The organism is Mesosutterella multiformis, assembly GCF_003402575.1.
Lineage (GTDB): Bacteria > Pseudomonadota > Gammaproteobacteria > Burkholderiales > Burkholderiaceae_F > Mesosutterella > Mesosutterella multiformis.
In genome coordinates this window covers 1,362,568-1,378,413 of the sequence record NZ_BGZJ01000001.1, presented here as the reverse complement: position 1 = coordinate 1,378,413, position 15,846 = coordinate 1,362,568, and the positions used below count along the sequence as shown (strand labels likewise).

The following is a 15,846-nucleotide window of genomic DNA, read 5'->3' as shown; positions in this document are numbered from 1 at the left end:
TTAGAGCTTTTCAACTTCGACGATTTCCGCTTCACCCTTGCGGACAGAAACCATCGAACCGCGGACGCGGATCTCAATCGGATCCCCCATCGGAGCAACGCGCACCACTTCGAAGGTGGCGCCAGGCGTCGCACCCAGCATCAGAAGATGACGCCGGTAATCGGGCTGTCCCCCGAGGAACTTCGCGATCTTGCCGCGGTCCCCAACCTTCAATTCATTCAGAATCATGAAAAGTCTCTCTAGTCAATGAACAAGAATTTTCTTTGCCATCTGATAGTTGATGCCGATGCGGGCATCTCCCACAGCAACCATGATTGAATCGCCTTCCTTCCCATGAAGCACTTTCACCTGAGAACCCAGATGCAGTCCCAGATCCTTCAGTGAACTCACTTCTTTTACGGAACCGCGGATTGCGGTCACAATCCCGGGATTCCCGATCCCGAGCTCCGTCAACGGCTTGATCATTTCGAACCCCTTGGTGGCATTCCTCCCGGAAACCGGGAGGTCAGTTTTTAGGCAAACTGCGGTCTATCGCCGCAGAATTTCATGCGAAGTTTATCACTTCTGATAATTATTATCATTTAGTAGAAAGAACTATGAGAAATAATTCTCATATGTGTATGTTTTAATTTATTTTATTTAAAAATACGAATAGAAATTTGTGAGACGCATACTCATTCAAATGCTTGAAAATCCCAAAATCATCGAGAACAGGAATCGGTTTTATCTTCTCTGTCGGATCATTCAGACATAAAAAAAGCAGCTCCCAACGGAGCTGCTTTTTCAGTAAGGCGGAGGAACCCCTTCGCCAGACTTCTTTTTCAGAAAAGATGATTCACGAAGATACGGGCCTTGTCCTGCACCGTCTCTTCATCATCGGGCATCACGGATTCAAGATAGCCCGGCCCGAATTCATCTTCATACCAGGCATTCAGGATCCCGCGGACCCGAGCCTTGATTTCCTCACCCTTCCCGGCATCATGGGAATTGATCCACTTCATCAGGGACTCATGAGCCTCAAAGGTTTCGTGATTCATCGCGAAGAGCTCTTCAATAAAGCGGGCCACCACCAGGCGCTCACCGCCCAGCTCTTTCGCCGCCTCACGCACCTGGGAGGCAAACTTTTCCGGGAGTCCCTGACGGATAAGGCCGTCCACCGTGAACGGAATCTGCTGACGGGAAACGTCGCGGAGCGAGCTTCTCATCGTACGGATCGCGGAAGGCAGCAGCAAATTGATATCGCGCATCAGCATGTCTTGTGACTCCTCATTGCCGGGTTACTGCCCCGGCTGGTACTCTGTTGAAAGTATTATTAGTCAGGCTCTCTTATTAGCCGCTTAAATGCCATTGATTATTTCCAAAAGACACCTCTGTTACATCGTGAAATGTCTTAAGATTCAGGCATCTGACAGCCATACGGAAAAGCTGTACTAAAAATCTACCTTTCTTGTATATAACTTGGTTTATTTGTTTTACGTAAAACATTATTCACGCATTTTTCGATTTTTTCAACCCCCTTTAGGAGTAGCTCTTAGGCGCAATGGCACGGATGACACCACAGCCGTTTCAGAAAAAAGCGGTTAAATCCTTAATCAGAATGCCTGATGGCGACTAAAATATTTCACAAAGTATGCTCAGGGTACCCGCTCGGAAACGGGCCCAGGAGATGAGAAGAAAATGGGAGACGGTCCCGAGATAACGTCTCCTTCCGATAAAGAGACAAAATTGGACAATCTCAAGCCTTTGATCCGCGTGATCGATGACGATTACGCCATGCGGCGTTCCTGGGCCTTCCTGATCGAAGGGGAAGGCTGGGAAGTCGTGACATACTCCAATGCGCTCGCATTTCTCGCTGCGAACGATTTCTCCCGCCCGGGCTGCCTCCTGCTCGATGTGAGAATGCCCCGAATGAGCGGTCTTGAGCTTCAGAATGCCCTGAAGGACAAGGGCGTTGATCTCCCCATCATCTTTATTTCAGGACACGGCGACATTGATATGGCGGTCCGCGGCCTGAAGAGCGGCGCGGTGGATTTCCTGCAGAAGCCGGTGGATGACCGGAAGCTGCTGGACGCAATCAGCAACGCGGTGCTGAAGAATCTGAACGCCCGCCGCGCTGACGCCGAGATTTCAAGCTTCAAGACGAAACTTGAGTCCCTCACGCAGCGCGAACGCGAAGTGATCCGCATGGTGGCCCAGGGCGCATCCAATAAGGCTGTGGCTGAGGGACTCGGCATTTCCGAAAAGACCGTTCAGGTTCACCGCGGTTCGGCCTACCGGAAGCTTGAGATTCATAACGCCGCTGAAATCGCGCGGCTTCTTATGCGCTGCGGCGATCCTCTGTAATTCTTGAGGACCGCAGAAAGAAATGGCATCCGGGGCTCACTCCTCCGGGTGCCGTTTTTTATCGGCTGACCGGGGCGCCTGAGAAAAGCGCGGCCCACCCCGAAATCAGATCCGAGGCCTTCTCAGGAGGCACCACACCGCCGCACGCCTGGATCTCCCGCCAGAGACTCCGTACAAAGAGTTCGGACGCCGCCCGGATCGCGCTCGCTTCAGGCCGCGGCCCAAGACCGAGCTGCCCGCTGAAATTCTTCCAGAGATACGCCTCCAGCCTCTCCGGATTCCAGTTCTCTGTGGTTCCAAAGGCCGGATTCCCGCCTGAGAGGGTATCCTCGAGCCAGTTCACGAGCCGCGAATCCGCAGCCCTGATATCGTCTTCCGTCAGAGCTCCGGCTCTCAGAGCCTCGGCTCTCGCCGCTGTTTTTCTGAACGCCTCGGAAAAGATTTCTTCCAGCACAGCGGGCGATGTCAGCTCCGGCAGCCTCTCCACCTGCGATGGGAAATTTCCCCGCAGCCTGACCGGCCGGATGGGACGGCGGCGGGCCTGGCGCCCGATACGTTTTAGTTCTTCTTCCATCTCTCCTGACACACTCCAGATAATCGAAAAGCCGCTCCAGCATACCTGAAGCGGCTTTTACAGGGGAACTTACCGAACCCTGGATTACTTCTTGGCAGGGGCCTTTTCAGCAGCCTCCTCAACCGGAGCCTGAACCGCAGGCTGAGCCGCCACGGCCTTCTGAACACGATACTCATAGAAGTCGATCGCGCTCATACGGATGGCGAAAACGGGATCCTTCGGCGTCGGGGTCCAGATCAGGTCGGTACGACCGGAACGGAAGCCCGTGATGAATTCCTCAAAGACCTTCGGAGCCTTGGGGGAGTCAGTAATCAGCTGCACATTGCGGGTTGCAGCACCATGGCCCAGCGTAAGAATATGGACAAACTTCTGAGCCGGGGCTGCCTTGGCGGCAGTCTTCGGGGCCTCAGTCTTTGCCTTTCGTCAGCTTTGTTTCCAGCCATTCCTATCTCCTTGCTACACATCAACTAAAGTTAAAGGGATCCGGGGAGGATGATGTCGGGCTTCCCCTTCCCTACAAAGCGGTCCGTCCACTTGACGCAAAGGTCATGAAGAAGCCGTCCCTGTTTCTCAATTGCCTTGTCCGCGTCAGTCTCCGGGACGTGGTTGATTTCACTCACCATTTCCTGGACCTCATGCATGAAGCGGATCGCCGCAAACATGATGACGCCGTCGGTTGAAGAGAGCATTTCCTGGGCCTGACGCGGGAGTTTCGATATATCCCCGGAGAGGTCCGCGATCAGACTGCGGGCGAGAGGCGCGCCGGTCCAGCCTTCTTTCGCCTCCACCCCATCGATGCCGCCGAGAAGCGCCTCTGTGAGCCATTCATTCACGTTTTCCATGCGCTGCTCAGCCTGCTCGCTTGTGATTTCCCCGGTCGACGCGCGAACGAAGATTTCACTCACGTTTTCAATAAACGCAAAGCAGATCTGATAGACGTCTTCAGCGTTCCCGAGTGAAAGCGAATGCTTCTGCTTCGCTTCATCGTTCGGCTGATTCGTAACTTCAGAATTTCCTGCTGCTGCCTGATCTGGCATCTCTTCTTAAACCTCAATCAAAAGGACACTTTGCTGTCTGACATACATTGCCATCGGACAGGCTAAGCGCCTAAGTAATTCGAAATTCTACTACGGCACCGGATTTTTTACACCTGCCGCGTTAGGTTTTGCGCTTCCGCCCTTCACAATCGCCATGGAAGAGGTGATCAGACTGGCGAGATCTCCCATGTTGGCGGGCACAACAAGCGTGTTGCTCTGCTCAGCAATCTTCGCGAAAGCATCCACATAGCGCTGGGCAACCTGCAGATTGACGGCGGTCATACCGCCCGGTTCCTCGGTTGCGGACGCCACCTGGCGCAGGGCCTCAGCAGTAGCCTTCGCGATCGCGACTGTAGCCGCAGCCTGACCTTCTGCGATGTTGATCTTCGACTGCTTTTCGCCTTCAGACCGCGCCACAGCGGCAGCGCGGGCACCTTCAGCGAGGTTGATCGCTTCCTGCTTTTTGCCTTCAGAGGTGGCCACGACGGCGCGCTTCTCACGCTCTGCCGTGATCTGGCGCTGCATGGCCTGCAGAATCACGTTCGGCGGCGTGAGATCCTTGATTTCGTAGCGGAGCACCTTCACGCCCCAGTTAAGAGCGGCCTCATCGATAGCCGAAACCACGGAGTGGTTGATCGTATCGCGCTCTTCAAAGGTCCGGTCAAGCTCCATGCGGCCAATCACAGAGCGGAGCGTGGTCTGAGCGAGCTGCGTGATAGCGATCACGTAGTTGCTTGTGCCATACGACGCCCGCTGGGGATCCGTAACCTGGAAGAAAAGAACGCCGTCCACGGAGAGCTGCGTGTTGTCCTTCGTGATGCAGATCTGCTGCGGTGTATCAAGCGGCACTTCCTTAAGGGAGTGACGATAGGCGATCCGGTCAATAAACGGGATCACGAGGTTCAGCCCTGGATTCAGCACAGCGTGAAACCGTCCCAGACGCTCCACGACCCATGCGGTCTGCTGCGGCACGACGCAGATCCCTTTATAGGCCACCACCGCGACAATCGCGGCGAGCACCAACGCAAAAATAAAGCCTGAAGTCATAATCTCGCCCACCTCTCTAAGAAGCCCGCAGAAAAGCTGTTCCCGTAAAACTTACCCGTTTTTGCGTGACGGTGCAATGACAAGCCGCGGCCCCTCTGTCCGCTCAATCACCCAGCGTCCCGGCACCAGTTCCGCTCCTGGCACTGCCTCCGCAAGCCATTCCGCCCCCCGGTACTGTACACGTGCCGTGCGGTCTTCAGCCCAGGCTTTCACCTCGACCGGCTGCCCGATATCGAAGGAGTTGTCACCAGGCTTCTCAGCAAGCCGCCCGGCCTTATGACGCCGCCAGAGGTACCCGCAGCCAAGCGATGCGGCGACAGCGGCCACGACGACCTGGATCGTGGCCCCGAAGCCAAGGAGAGACGCTGCGGCCCCAAAACAGGCCGCCACCGCCAGAATCAGCATGTAGAAGGTGCCCGTCAGGAGTTCTGCCACTCCGAGCACCCCAGCCGCAACAAACCAAATCCAAACCGGCATCGTCCGCACCTCCCTGCACTGCCTATAAAAAAAGCTGCAGCGGCTTTTCAGCTGCTGCAGCCTCTTATCCATAGTCTACCGGGTTATAGCGGCAGTGGATGGATGTTAAGCGCGGTTACTTCGCGAGACGACGCCAGGTGCTCACAACGGTATCCGGATTGAGGGACATCGATTCGATACCCTGATCCATCAGCCAGCGGGCGAGATCCTCGTGATCGGAGGGGCCCTGACCGCAGATACCGCAGTACTTGCCGCGGCGGCGGCAGGCGGCGATCGCCATCGAGAGGAGCGCCTTGACGGCCTCGTTGCGTTCATCGAACGAGGCAGCCACCAGACCGGAGTCACGGTCGAGACCCAGCGTGAGCTGCGTCAGATCGTTGGAACCAATCGAGAAGCCATCGAAAATGTCGAGGAACTGATCCGCGAGGAGCGCGTTGCTCGGAATCTCGCACATCATGTTGATCTTCAGGCCATTCTCACCCTGCTTCAGACCATGGGAAGCCATGATCGCAACAGTCTTCTTCGCTTCATCGATCGTACGGCAGAACGGGATCATCAGCTCAACGTTGGTGAGGCCCATTTCATCACGGACGCGCTTCATAGCGAGGCATTCGAGCTCGAAGCACTCGGCGAACGAATTCGAGATGTAGCGGGAAGCACCGCGGAAGCCAAGCATCGGGTTCTCTTCAACCGGCTCGAAGAGCTTGCCGCCGATCAGCTTGCGGTATTCGTTGCTCTTGAAGTCGGACATGCGGACGATCACCTTGCGGGGATAGAACGCAGCGGCAATGGTCGCAACGCCTTCAGCAATCTTGCTGATGTAGAACTCGCGCGGATTCGCGTAGCCGGCAGAGAGACGCTCGACAGCGTCACGGAGCTCGCCCGGAACGTTCGGGTACTCAAGGCAGGCCTTCGGATGCACACCGATGTTGTTATTGATGATGAACTCGAGACGGGCAAGACCAACACCCTTCGCCGGGATCTTCTGGAACTCGAAAGCGAGCTGCGGATTGCCGACGTTCATCATGATCTTCACGGGGATCTCGGGGAGAGCGCCCTGCTTCACTTCTTCCATGTTGAAGTCAAGCTTGCCCTCGTAGACGTGGCCCGTATCGCCTTCGGCGCAGGACACCGTCACTTCCTGATTCTCAGCGAGGAGTTCGGTCGCGTTGCCGCAGCCAACCACAGCCGGAATACCGAGCTCACGGGCAATAATAGCCGCGTGGCAGGTACGGCCGCCGCGGTTCGTCACGATGGCGGAGGCACGGCGCATCACGGGTTCCCAGTTGGGGTCCGTCATATCGGTCACGAGCACGTCACCCGGCTGCACGCGATCCATTTCCTTCGCGGACAGAACGATGCGGACGGGACCCGCGCCAACCTTCTGACCAATGGCACGGCCGGTCACGAGGGTCTTGGCGCCCTTGCTGTTGATCGTGAACTTTTCCTGGACGTCAGCCTTGTTCTGGCGGCTCTTAACCGTTTCCGGACGGGCCTGCAGAATGTAGATCTTGCCGTCGATGCCGTCCTTGCCCCACTCGATATCCATCGGGCAGCCGTAGTGCTTTTCAATCAGGCGGCCGAACTGAGCGAGTTCAATCACGTTCTCGTCAGTCAGAGCGAACTGGTGGCGTTCTTCTTCAGTCGTATCAACCGTGCGGACGGATTCCTTGGCACCAGGTTCGGTGTTGAACTCCATCTTGATCAGCTTGGAACCCAGCTGCTTACGGATGATCGGGAACTTGCCCTGTTCGAGGATGGGCTTATGAACGTAGTACTCGTCCGGGTTCACAGCGCCCTGCACCACGGTTTCGCCGAGACCGTAGGAAGCGGTGATGAAGACCACCTGGTCAAAACCGGATTCCGTGTCGAGCGTGAACATCACGCCGGCAGCGCCCTTATCGGAGCGGCACATACGCTGAACGCCGGCGGAAAGCGCCACTTCAGCGTGATCGAAGCCCTTCAGAACGCGATAGGAAATAGCGCGGTCGTTGTAGAGCGAAGCGAACACTTCCTTCATGCGGGCGAGAACCTGATCGATTCCGTTCACATTGAGGTAGGTTTCCTGCTGACCGGCGAACGAAGCGTCCGGAAGATCTTCGGCAGTCGCCGAAGAGCGGACAGCCACCGAAATCTCGGCGCCGTCGCGCAGCCAGTCGTAATACTCACGGATCTCTTTTTCGAGTTCAGCCGGGAACGGGGCTTCCTCGACCCACTGACGGATCTCGGCGCCCGCCTTTGCGAGCTCGTTCACATCTTCAACGTCGAGACTTTCAAGTCTCTTGTTAATACGCTCATTCAGGTTGCTTTCCTTCAGAAAGAGCCTGAAAGCATCAGCAGTCGTTGCGAATCCGTTAGGAACACGGATTCCCGCACTCGTCAGCTGGGAGAGCAGTTCACCAAGAGAGGCGTTCTTGCCGCCCACCCGGTTAACATCGGTATATCTGAGTTCGCTAAACGGAATAACGTACTTGCCCTGCATGCCATTTCCTCTCTACCCCCGATGTGGGGAATGTTTAGAATTGACCGCATTCTAAACAATTCGAGCGAATGCGGGGGAAGACTCCGCCAATCTCCACCTAAGGTGTTTTACTATGGCTGACCTCAATCCTCCTTCCAGCACCATTCCGCGTCCGGTTTTCATCGTTTCTGATGGCACCGCAATTACGGCCGAAACACTGGCTCAGGCTGTGCTCACTCAGTTCCCGAACCTGAACTATGAACAGCGCCGCATTCCGTTTGTCGACACAGTCGAGAAGGCCGTAGCGACGGCGGACAGAATCAATCTCGTTCAGGAAAAGACCGGAATGCGCCCGCTTGTCTTTTCAACTTTCTCAAGGAAATCAATCAGCAACGCGTTCTGTGATGAATGCACAGGGTTTGTTTCGGAGCTTTTCCGCAGCTTCGTGAACCCGCTGGAAGAAGAACTCGGCATGAAGAGTTCGCATCAGGTCGGCATGACGCACCGGATCCGGAATGAGGAAAACTATGACCGCCGCATCGCGGCCATCGACTACACGCTGACACATGATGACGGCCAGACAGACTTCGGTCTTGATGAGGCCGAGGTGATCCTCGTCGGTGTTTCCCGTTCCGGCAAAACGCCCACATCCCTTTTTCTGGCTATGCAGTTCGGCATCAAGGTCGCGAATTATCCGCTCATTCCTGAGGACTTTGACCGCGGAACGCTGCCAGAGGCGCTCGCCAAGGTGCATGACAAGCTTTTCGGCCTCACGATTTCCCCCGAACGTCTGCATGAAATCCGGAATGAGCGCCGCCCGAACTCCCGCTACGCGTCGATCGAGAACTGCCGCTATGAGATTTCTTCCTGCGAAGCGATGATGGACCGTGAAGGCATTTCCTACCTCTCCTCCACCACGAAGTCGATCGAAGAAATCGCCGCAACGATCTTCGCCACGCTGCATCTCGAGAAGCATGAGCGGATCGGCTGAGGATTCCCATCTCCTTCTCGCCGCAGAACCTTTTTTGCGATAGATTAGGAGAAGAGCCGCAGTCACTGCGACTGCGGCTTTTTTTCTGCAGCGGACGGTGCAAAACACCCTGCTGCAGTTCCGGTCAACCATTCTTCAGGAGTGCCCGCGAATGAAGACTCTGCCTGCTGCGATACTCGCCGCTCTGATTCTGAGCGGATGTTCGTCCGCGACCCTGCAGTTTGCCTCCGATCCCGAAGGCGCTGTCGTCCGGACTTCCGGCAATGGTTCCGTTCTCGGCACAACGCCCTTCAGCGTTTCCGTTGATCCTGACTCGCTGGCGCGTTACGCCACATCGCCTGGCTGCTACCGTCTGCCATACGGCTACGACTTTATCTGGGAGTCCGGAGCCAAGGTCTCAACCGCATCGCCTCTCGATATGTGTTCGATGACATCGGGAAAGAATCAGGTATTCCGTTTCTCTTTCAGCCGGCCAAAGGACGCGCCGGGGCTGGAAACAGACCTTCGGGTCGCGCTGAAAAACGCCCAGGAGCGGGCAAGGCGCGAAGCTGAGCGCGCGGCCCAGCTCGAGAACGAGCAGCTCATGATGGACATGGGCTGGGGCGGCTGGGGTTGGGGCTGGGGACCGATGTATATGGGACCCGGACCGAGATTCCGTCCGCCGCCGCCTCCGCCTCCCCCGCCTCACCGCCGCTAGGGAGCAGAAAAAAGCTTTCAGGCCTGACACCTGAAAGCTTTTTCTGTTTCTTGAGTTTCCTCTTCAGCCCCGGGTAACGCCCGGACCTTCGATCTGATTCAGGCCGCCCGCGGAACCGGACTTCACTTCAATCCGGACGGGAATCTTCTGCCCCACCTCTTCGATATGGGAAATCACACCGACAAGTTTCCCCTGGTTCCGGAGTTCGGAAAGGGCAAAAAGCGCCCGCTCCAGCATCTCAAGGTCCAGCGTTCCAAAGCCTTCATCAAGAAACACCGTATCGACCTGAAGCGACTGGCGGGATCCCCCGCTGCTCATTCGGGAGAGGCCGAGCGCGAGGGCGAGGCTCACAAGGAACGACTCACCGCCGGAGAGGTTGGTCGCTGAACGGCTGAGGCAGTTAAGCGAGTTATCAACCACCTGGAAGTCAAGCGGATCACCCGCTGCCGGTTCCAGCACGTAGCGGCGCGAGAGCTGCCCCAGTTCCTCATTTGCGAAATGAAGCAGCCGTCTGAATGTCAGCGCCTGCGCGAAACGGACAAACTTCGCCCCGTCTTCACTTCCGATCAGATCGTTCAGCTCATTCCAGCGGTCAAATTCCGCCCGAGCGGCCGCCGCGACACGGCGGGCGTTGTCCGACTGCCTGCGGCTTTCCTCATCAGCCTTCAGTTCGGTTTCGGCCTGCGTTGCGCCTCTGACAGCTTCAAGAAGCTGCGCCTGGACCGCCTCACGCTTCGCCTGGACCGCCTCCTGGGCTTCCGCCGTGACACTCTTCATCAGATGATCCTGAAGAGCCTTCTCAGCGTGTTTCACGCGGGATTCCGCCGCTCTGAGAGCGCTCTGGACCTCGAGCGACTCCTTCTCCCACTCAGCGATCACATCGGGTTCACGGCGGGCGCGGAGGAATTCTTCCCGCGTCTTGAAGGAGCCGTGAATCGAGATATCCAGATTCGTTTCCAGTGTCTTCGAATTCTGGCGTTCTTCCTCAGCCTGTTTTTCGCACTGCTCAATCCAGGCCTCGGCTTTATGCTTCTGCTCACTCGCCTCTTCGATCTTCTGCTGAACCGCGGTCTTCGCGGCCGTTGCTTTGTCAAGCTGCGCCCGGATCGACCGGCGCTCCTCAAACACCACAGCCGTACCGAAGAGTTCATGACGCTCCCCGGTTTTCGCTTCAAAGGCCTCAGAAGCTGACTTCAGCGCGATGCCGGCAGCGTCCGCGGCTTCTGCCGCCTTCACCCGCTCTTCTTCTGCCTTTGCGATCAGCGCCCGCTGCGTTACGGCAGCCTTTTCAGCCTCATCGCGATCCTTAAGGGCAGAGGAACGTGCCTTTCTCCGCTCGGAGAGGCGGTTCATGGTTTCTTCAACCGAGAGCGACCCTTCGCCGAAACCAAACGGGCGGACGAGTTCGAGCCAGGCGTTTCTCACAGAAGCGCTCGTTTCCTTTTCATCAGCGACTGTCTTTTCGGCAGCCTCCGTACGGCCTTTAGCCGCGGCTTCCTGACTCCTCGCGGCCGCGAGCTGCGCCTGGAACCCCGCATAAGCTTCCGCCGCCTCTTCAGCCGCAGCTGCCGCTTCCTGAGCGCTCTTCGCCGTGTTTTCGGTCTTTCGCGACCAGTTCTGAATCGCTTCACGGGCTTCCGTAAGGCGTCTCTGGAGTGCCACCCGATCCGCAAGGAATTCCTTCAGGAGGTTAGGGTCCGCCGCGCCAAGCCGCTTTAGGTTGGTTTCGCGCGTTACCCGGAGCCCCGAGAGATAAGGAATACGGTCATGCTTCAGGGCGCGGAGTTTCTCCGCTTTCTCACCGGCGATTCGGGCAAAGTTCACCGCCATTTCGATACCTGAGCGCTTTGCCTGTATCGCTCTCTGATCGCTCTTGCGGCTGACCCGCTCCGCCTCGGTAAGCTCGGCTGCCGCTTTATCCTGAAGCACCGAAACGCGTTCAATCTCTTTCTGCGCCGCATCAAGAAGCTTCGTGAGAGCAATCTGCTCATCAAGAGAAATCAGCGCAGCAATCTGCCCGGACTGAGTGAGCCCCCCTCGGGCTGCATCCGATAGAAGTTTCGCCTGAGCAGCTTTTTCGCGGAGCGTCTGCAGCTGTGCGCGACCTTTTTCCGCCTGTCTGTCAGCCTCACGCACCGCGTTTGTTGCGGACGCGAGCGCTGCGGAAGCCCGGGTGAGTTCAGACTGAGCGGCCTCAAGGCGCTCGTCCGCGAGACGCACCTGGCGGGACTGCTCGCGCATTCCGGAGAAGCTTTCGAGCAGCACATCATCCTTCGCGGTTTTTTCCACGCGAAGCGCCGCTGCCTCAGCATCCGCCTCAGACCGCTTCAGGTCGGAGGCGAGCTTTGAGAGCTCTTCCTCACGTCCGGTTTTGATGCCGAGTGCCTTCTGAACAGCGGCAGAAGCCGCGTCGCGCTTCTCCTTCAGGACAGCACGCTCTTCATCCAGCGCCTGAACACGAGGCGCTACAGCTTCAAGCTGCTCAGAAGCGGCACGGGCTTCGGAAACCCGCTGTTCCGCCTCGGTCGCCCGGGCGCTCAGCTCTTCGAGAAGCAGCGTCTTCGCCTTCGCGCTCTCCTGATACCCCTTCAGTTTCTGCAGCGTTTCGCTGAGGGCGTCGTCATTTCTCTTGATCGCCGCGAGCTGAGGCTCAAACTCCCGCGCCTTTCGGGCAAGATCAAGTCTCTGACGGTTTTCCGCAAAGCGCTTGTCGGCCTCACGGGCATCTTCCAGAGACTTCTTCGACTCCTCGTGCTCATGCGTAAGATCGGCCTTCTTATGAAGCCAGCTGAGCGCTTCATCCAGCCTCGCGGCTTCCTTTTCAGCGGCCTCCTCACGTTCCTCAAACCCGGCGAGACGCACACGCAGAGCCTTCAGGTCCTCAGCGCTGAGAAGCCGGATCCCCTGCACCTGAGCCTCGGCTTCCTCAAGCGCTTTTTCGCGGGCACGCTTTTCCGCATGCACCTGGCGGGAAATGTCTTTATAAATTTCGGTTCCTGTGATTCCCTCAAGAATCACTGCCCGGTCATCGCCCTTCGCCCGAAGGAACTCAGCGAAGCTCCCCTGGGCAAGAAGCACGCAGCGGAGGAACTCCTGAAACCGGAGACCGATCGCTTCCGCGGTCTTTTCCCGCCACTCTTCAAGCTTATCCGTGCGCGGCACCCACACACCATTCACCAGTTCGGCGAGCTCTCCTGTTTTCTGGAGCGTGCCTTTCTTGGATGAACGCGTCACGCGATAGCTTGATTTCCATAGCCGGCCGCGGGATTCAAACACAGCCTCAGCCCAGCAGACCCGGGTGCCCTTCGTCATATAGGGGCAGTCATCCGTTTTCTTCTGCTCAGCGGTAGACCGGTCACTCTTCTGACGCGCGGTTTTGCCGTAGAGCGCGAGCGTCACAGCGTCAAAAATGGAGGTCTTCCCTGCGCCGGTTCGTCCGGTGATCAGGAATATTCCATCCTGATAGGCCGGCACCGTGAAGTCGATCTTCCACCTCCCGGCCAGTGAATTGATATTCTCAAAAGCAATCGTCTGAATCTTCATTCTGCAGTCTCCGGTCCGTTCTTCACATCAGACGGAGAGGAGTCCTCATCCCTGTCTTTCCCGGCTTCATTCACGCGAACAATGGCAAGCGCCTCTTCGAAGGTTTCCATGAGACGCTTTCTGGCCGCCTCTTCCTTATGGCACTCCGTGAGCAGCTGACGGAAAACATCCTCAGGTTCCATCTCTTCCAGAGACTGCGACAACGCGGTTTTCGAGAGCGCATAGCGGAAAGCGGCCTGATTGCGGACCGCGAGGAGCTTAAGTCCCCGGGCGAGAGCAAGTTCCTGGAGCTTCTCCGTCAGATCGGGCTGCTCAGTCACCCCCGTATAGTTCGCCTCAATCCAGGCTCCGGGCTCTTCGCGCGCCACGCGTTCCATAGCGGCGCAGATTCCGTCCACATCGCCTTCAAGGCGCTCCATCGGCTGGAATCGCGGAACATATACCGGTTCGATATCAGGAGCCTTTCCTTCTTCCAGTGTCACGAGCACGACCTGGTTCTCGTTCTTCACCTCACGGAAGGAAAGCGGCTGCGGCGAGCCGCTGTAACGGATGTTTTCCCGTCCGACAGTCTGCGCCCGATGGATGTGGCCAAGCGCCACATAGTCCCAGCCATCCCCCACCACATCCGGCGAAATCGCGCCGAGCGTGCCGACTGTCTGTGGGACCTCACCGGTTTCCGGATCCGGCGTAATGGAGGTTCCGAGCGCGAAGAAGTGTCCCATAGCGACACGGGGCACCGCCGCCCCGGCGAGCCGCGCGTCAAGCGCCTCGCGGACGCGGGCATAGTGCGCCCGGACTCCCTTTTCATAAAGCGCCCAGCGTTCACCGTCTGTCATGCCTTCGAGACTCAGCCGCACTTCGCTCTCCCGAAGGAACGGAACGGCACCGATCCCGAGCAGCGGGACTCCGGAGTCATCCCGGATCACAACGGCTTCGCTCTCGGGGTCAGGTCCGGGCACCACAATGCCAAGCTGAGAGAGCATGGCAGCCGGCGCGCGAAGGAAGTTGGCGGAATCGTGATTCCCCGGCGTCACCACCACACGGCGGCAGCCAGCCTCAAGCAGTCTCGAAAGGAAACTGTAATAGAGACGCTGCGCCTCGTTGGATGGCATCGCGACATCAAAAACGTCGCCTGATATTAGAAGGCAGTCGACTGAACGCTCCCGGCAGAGACTGAGAATCCACTCCAGCATCTTGCGATCCATATCGATCGTGCTTTCGCGGATGACTTCCTTGCCGAGGTGCCAGTCTGATGTATGAAGAATCCGAACCACTTCCGTACTGTCCATATGTCGCGGTCCTGCTCCAAGGGGGAGCGGAGCAGCTTGCCGACCGCTTGAATTGTTTGAAATCGACGATGAGACTAACACGAAACCGCAGCGGGTACCCCGCCCCGTATTCACCATTCCGGAGCACACGCTTGCGTCAATTTGGTGCAATTTTGCACTGTTATGGTGCAAACAATATTTTTCCTGTAGAATTAACTGTAAAATAGCGATAAGTAGAACAACCTAAGCGTTTTTAATTTCATCCGTATTTTCATTCAGTTGCGCGGAAAATACCCCGAAATAAAAAAACTGGCACGCCGTTTGCGTAATAGAAAGCAAAGGCCACCGGAAAAAGGGGCTTCGGCTAAAAAGCCAATCAGACTTAATCAAGAGGGAGTCTTAAATGAAAGTTTCTCATGTTCTGCTCGCCGTCCTCGGCGCCTCAATCGCCTGCTCCGCCTTCGCTGCCCCTGCGCTCGACGGCACCCTGAAGAAGGCGAAGGATACCGGCATCTTCACGATCGGCTACCGCGACGCGTCCGTTCCGTTCTCCTACCTCGACGCCAAGGGCAAGTCGATCGGCTACGGCAACGAAATCTGCAAGAACATCGCCGCCGCTGTTGAAAAGAAGGTCGGCCGCAAGCTGACGATCAAGTGGCAGCCGATTACCTCCGGCAACCGCATTCCGCTGCTCCTGAACGGCACCTATGACGTTGAGTGCGGCTCCACCACGAATTCGAAGGAGCGCCAGAAGCTCGTCGACTTCGGCACCACGTACTTTGCTGTGGGCGTTACTGCTGCCGTGAAGAAGAATTCCGGCATCAAGTCCTTCAAGGATCTGAATAACAAGAACGTTTCGACCACCGCCGGCACGACCTCTGTCACGCTGCTGAAGGATCTCCGCAAGAAAGGCATCAATACCCGTGTGGTTCCCGCGAAGGATCACGCCGAAGCCTTCCAGCTGCTCGCCCAGAACCGCGTCGTTGCTAACGTGATGGACGATATTCTGCTTGCCGGCCAGATCGCGAACTCCCAGACCCCTGCTGCATACACGCTCCTGAACGAGACCATCTCGGAAGAGCCCTACGCCCCGATGCTCCGCAAGGATCCGCAGTTCAAGGCCCTGGTTGACGCCACGGTTACCGGCATGATCAAGTCCGGTCAGATGAAGAAGCTTTATGACACCTGGTTCACGAAGCCGATTGCTCCGCATAACGTCAACCTGAACTTCCCGATGAATGCTCCGACGAAGGCTGCCTTCGCTCATCCGAACTCGAACGGCATCTGATCGGTTCTGACAGCAGTTCTTTGAAAAAGTGAGGATCCTCCCGCCCTGCTGAGGATCCTCGCTTTCCGTATTTTTCAGAAACATCAGCGGGCAGGCAACACCAAACACCTTATTTAATTT

Annotated in this window: 15 protein-coding genes; 4 read left to right on the top strand and 11 right to left on the bottom strand. The window is 57.1% G+C overall.

Annotation, left to right across the window (positions count from 1 at the left end; genetic code table 11):
• The 3 genes from M4NBBH2_RS06405 to M4NBBH2_RS06395 all read right to left on the bottom strand — a co-directional run bounded on the left by M4NBBH2_RS06405 (window position 1) and on the right by M4NBBH2_RS06395 (window position 1,253).
• Entirely contained in the window at window positions 1-228 is a 228-nt protein-coding gene (locus tag M4NBBH2_RS06405) for a FeoA family protein (protein ID WP_049686459.1), read from the bottom strand.
• 15 nt (window positions 229-243) lie between these two features.
• Window positions 244-465: a FeoA family protein gene (locus M4NBBH2_RS06400; protein WP_022443248.1), complete on the bottom strand. Its 222-nt coding sequence runs from the start codon at window positions 463-465 to the stop codon at window positions 244-246.
• A 356-nt stretch (window positions 466-821) separates the two neighbouring features.
• The gene (locus M4NBBH2_RS06395) at window positions 822-1,253 is read right to left on the bottom strand and encodes a hypothetical protein (RefSeq protein WP_116270173.1); all 432 of its coding nucleotides are present in this window, start codon (window positions 1,251-1,253) and stop codon (window positions 822-824) included.
• A gap of 472 nt (window positions 1,254-1,725) precedes the next feature.
• Between M4NBBH2_RS06395 and M4NBBH2_RS06390 the strand changes: the two genes are divergently transcribed.
• On the top strand, window positions 1,726-2,343 hold the full coding sequence (locus M4NBBH2_RS06390; RefSeq protein WP_306307590.1) for a response regulator transcription factor: 618 nt from the start codon (window positions 1,726-1,728) through the stop codon (window positions 2,341-2,343).
• 58 nt (window positions 2,344-2,401) lie between these two features.
• Here the strand turns inward: M4NBBH2_RS06390 and M4NBBH2_RS06385 are convergent, their stop codons facing one another.
• The 6 genes from M4NBBH2_RS06385 to ppsA all read right to left on the bottom strand — a co-directional run bounded on the left by M4NBBH2_RS06385 (window position 2,402) and on the right by ppsA (window position 7,960).
• Window positions 2,402-2,917: a hypothetical protein gene (locus M4NBBH2_RS06385; protein WP_116270171.1), complete on the bottom strand. Its 516-nt coding sequence runs from the start codon at window positions 2,915-2,917 to the stop codon at window positions 2,402-2,404.
• An 84-nt stretch (window positions 2,918-3,001) separates the two neighbouring features.
• The gene (locus tag M4NBBH2_RS06380) at window positions 3,002-3,238 is read right to left on the bottom strand and encodes a hypothetical protein (RefSeq protein WP_116270170.1); all 237 of its coding nucleotides are present in this window, start codon (window positions 3,236-3,238) and stop codon (window positions 3,002-3,004) included.
• 152 nt (window positions 3,239-3,390) lie between these two features.
• Window positions 3,391-3,954, bottom strand: coding sequence for a hypothetical protein (locus M4NBBH2_RS06375; RefSeq protein ID WP_116270169.1), 564 nt, complete (start codon window positions 3,952-3,954; stop codon window positions 3,391-3,393).
• Window positions 3,955-4,044: 90 nt separating this feature from the next.
• The gene (locus M4NBBH2_RS06370) at window positions 4,045-5,001 is read right to left on the bottom strand and encodes an SPFH domain-containing protein (protein ID WP_116270168.1); all 957 of its coding nucleotides are present in this window, start codon (window positions 4,999-5,001) and stop codon (window positions 4,045-4,047) included.
• Window positions 5,002-5,052: 51 nt separating this feature from the next.
• A complete protein-coding gene (locus M4NBBH2_RS06365) occupies window positions 5,053-5,478 on the bottom strand; it encodes an NfeD family protein (protein WP_116270167.1) in 426 nt (141 codons plus the stop codon).
• 115 nt (window positions 5,479-5,593) lie between these two features.
• The gene (gene ppsA, locus M4NBBH2_RS06360; RefSeq protein WP_116270166.1) at window positions 5,594-7,960 is read right to left on the bottom strand and encodes a phosphoenolpyruvate synthase; all 2,367 of its coding nucleotides are present in this window, start codon (window positions 7,958-7,960) and stop codon (window positions 5,594-5,596) included.
• Between the two features lie 112 nt (window positions 7,961-8,072).
• Between ppsA and ppsR the strand changes: the two genes are divergently transcribed.
• Both ppsR and M4NBBH2_RS06350 read left to right on the top strand, forming a co-directional pair.
• Entirely contained in the window at window positions 8,073-8,930 is an 858-nt protein-coding gene (gene ppsR, locus M4NBBH2_RS06355) for a posphoenolpyruvate synthetase regulatory kinase/phosphorylase PpsR (protein ID WP_116270165.1), read from the top strand.
• A gap of 151 nt (window positions 8,931-9,081) precedes the next feature.
• Complete coding sequence (locus tag M4NBBH2_RS06350) at window positions 9,082-9,627, top strand: hypothetical protein (protein WP_116270164.1); 546 nt, start codon at window positions 9,082-9,084, stop codon at window positions 9,625-9,627.
• A gap of 63 nt (window positions 9,628-9,690) precedes the next feature.
• Here M4NBBH2_RS06350 and M4NBBH2_RS06345 read toward each other — a convergent pair whose 3' ends face one another.
• Both M4NBBH2_RS06345 and M4NBBH2_RS06340 read right to left on the bottom strand, forming a co-directional pair.
• On the bottom strand, window positions 9,691-13,170 hold the full coding sequence (locus M4NBBH2_RS06345; protein WP_116270163.1) for an SbcC/MukB-like Walker B domain-containing protein: 3,480 nt from the start codon (window positions 13,168-13,170) through the stop codon (window positions 9,691-9,693).
• Window positions 13,167-14,459 carry an exonuclease SbcCD subunit D C-terminal domain-containing protein gene (locus M4NBBH2_RS06340; protein ID WP_170135111.1) on the bottom strand — a complete coding sequence of 431 codons (1,293 nt, stop codon included), beginning with the start codon at window positions 14,457-14,459 and terminating at the stop codon, window positions 13,167-13,169. The genes M4NBBH2_RS06345 and M4NBBH2_RS06340 overlap by 4 nt, the downstream gene beginning before the upstream one ends.
• 382 nt (window positions 14,460-14,841) lie before the next feature.
• Between M4NBBH2_RS06340 and M4NBBH2_RS06335 the strand changes: the two genes are divergently transcribed.
• Window positions 14,842-15,726, top strand: a complete 885-nt coding sequence (locus tag M4NBBH2_RS06335; RefSeq protein WP_022443017.1) for a transporter substrate-binding domain-containing protein — start codon at window positions 14,842-14,844, stop codon at window positions 15,724-15,726.
• The last annotated feature ends 120 nt before the right edge of the window (window positions 15,727-15,846 follow it).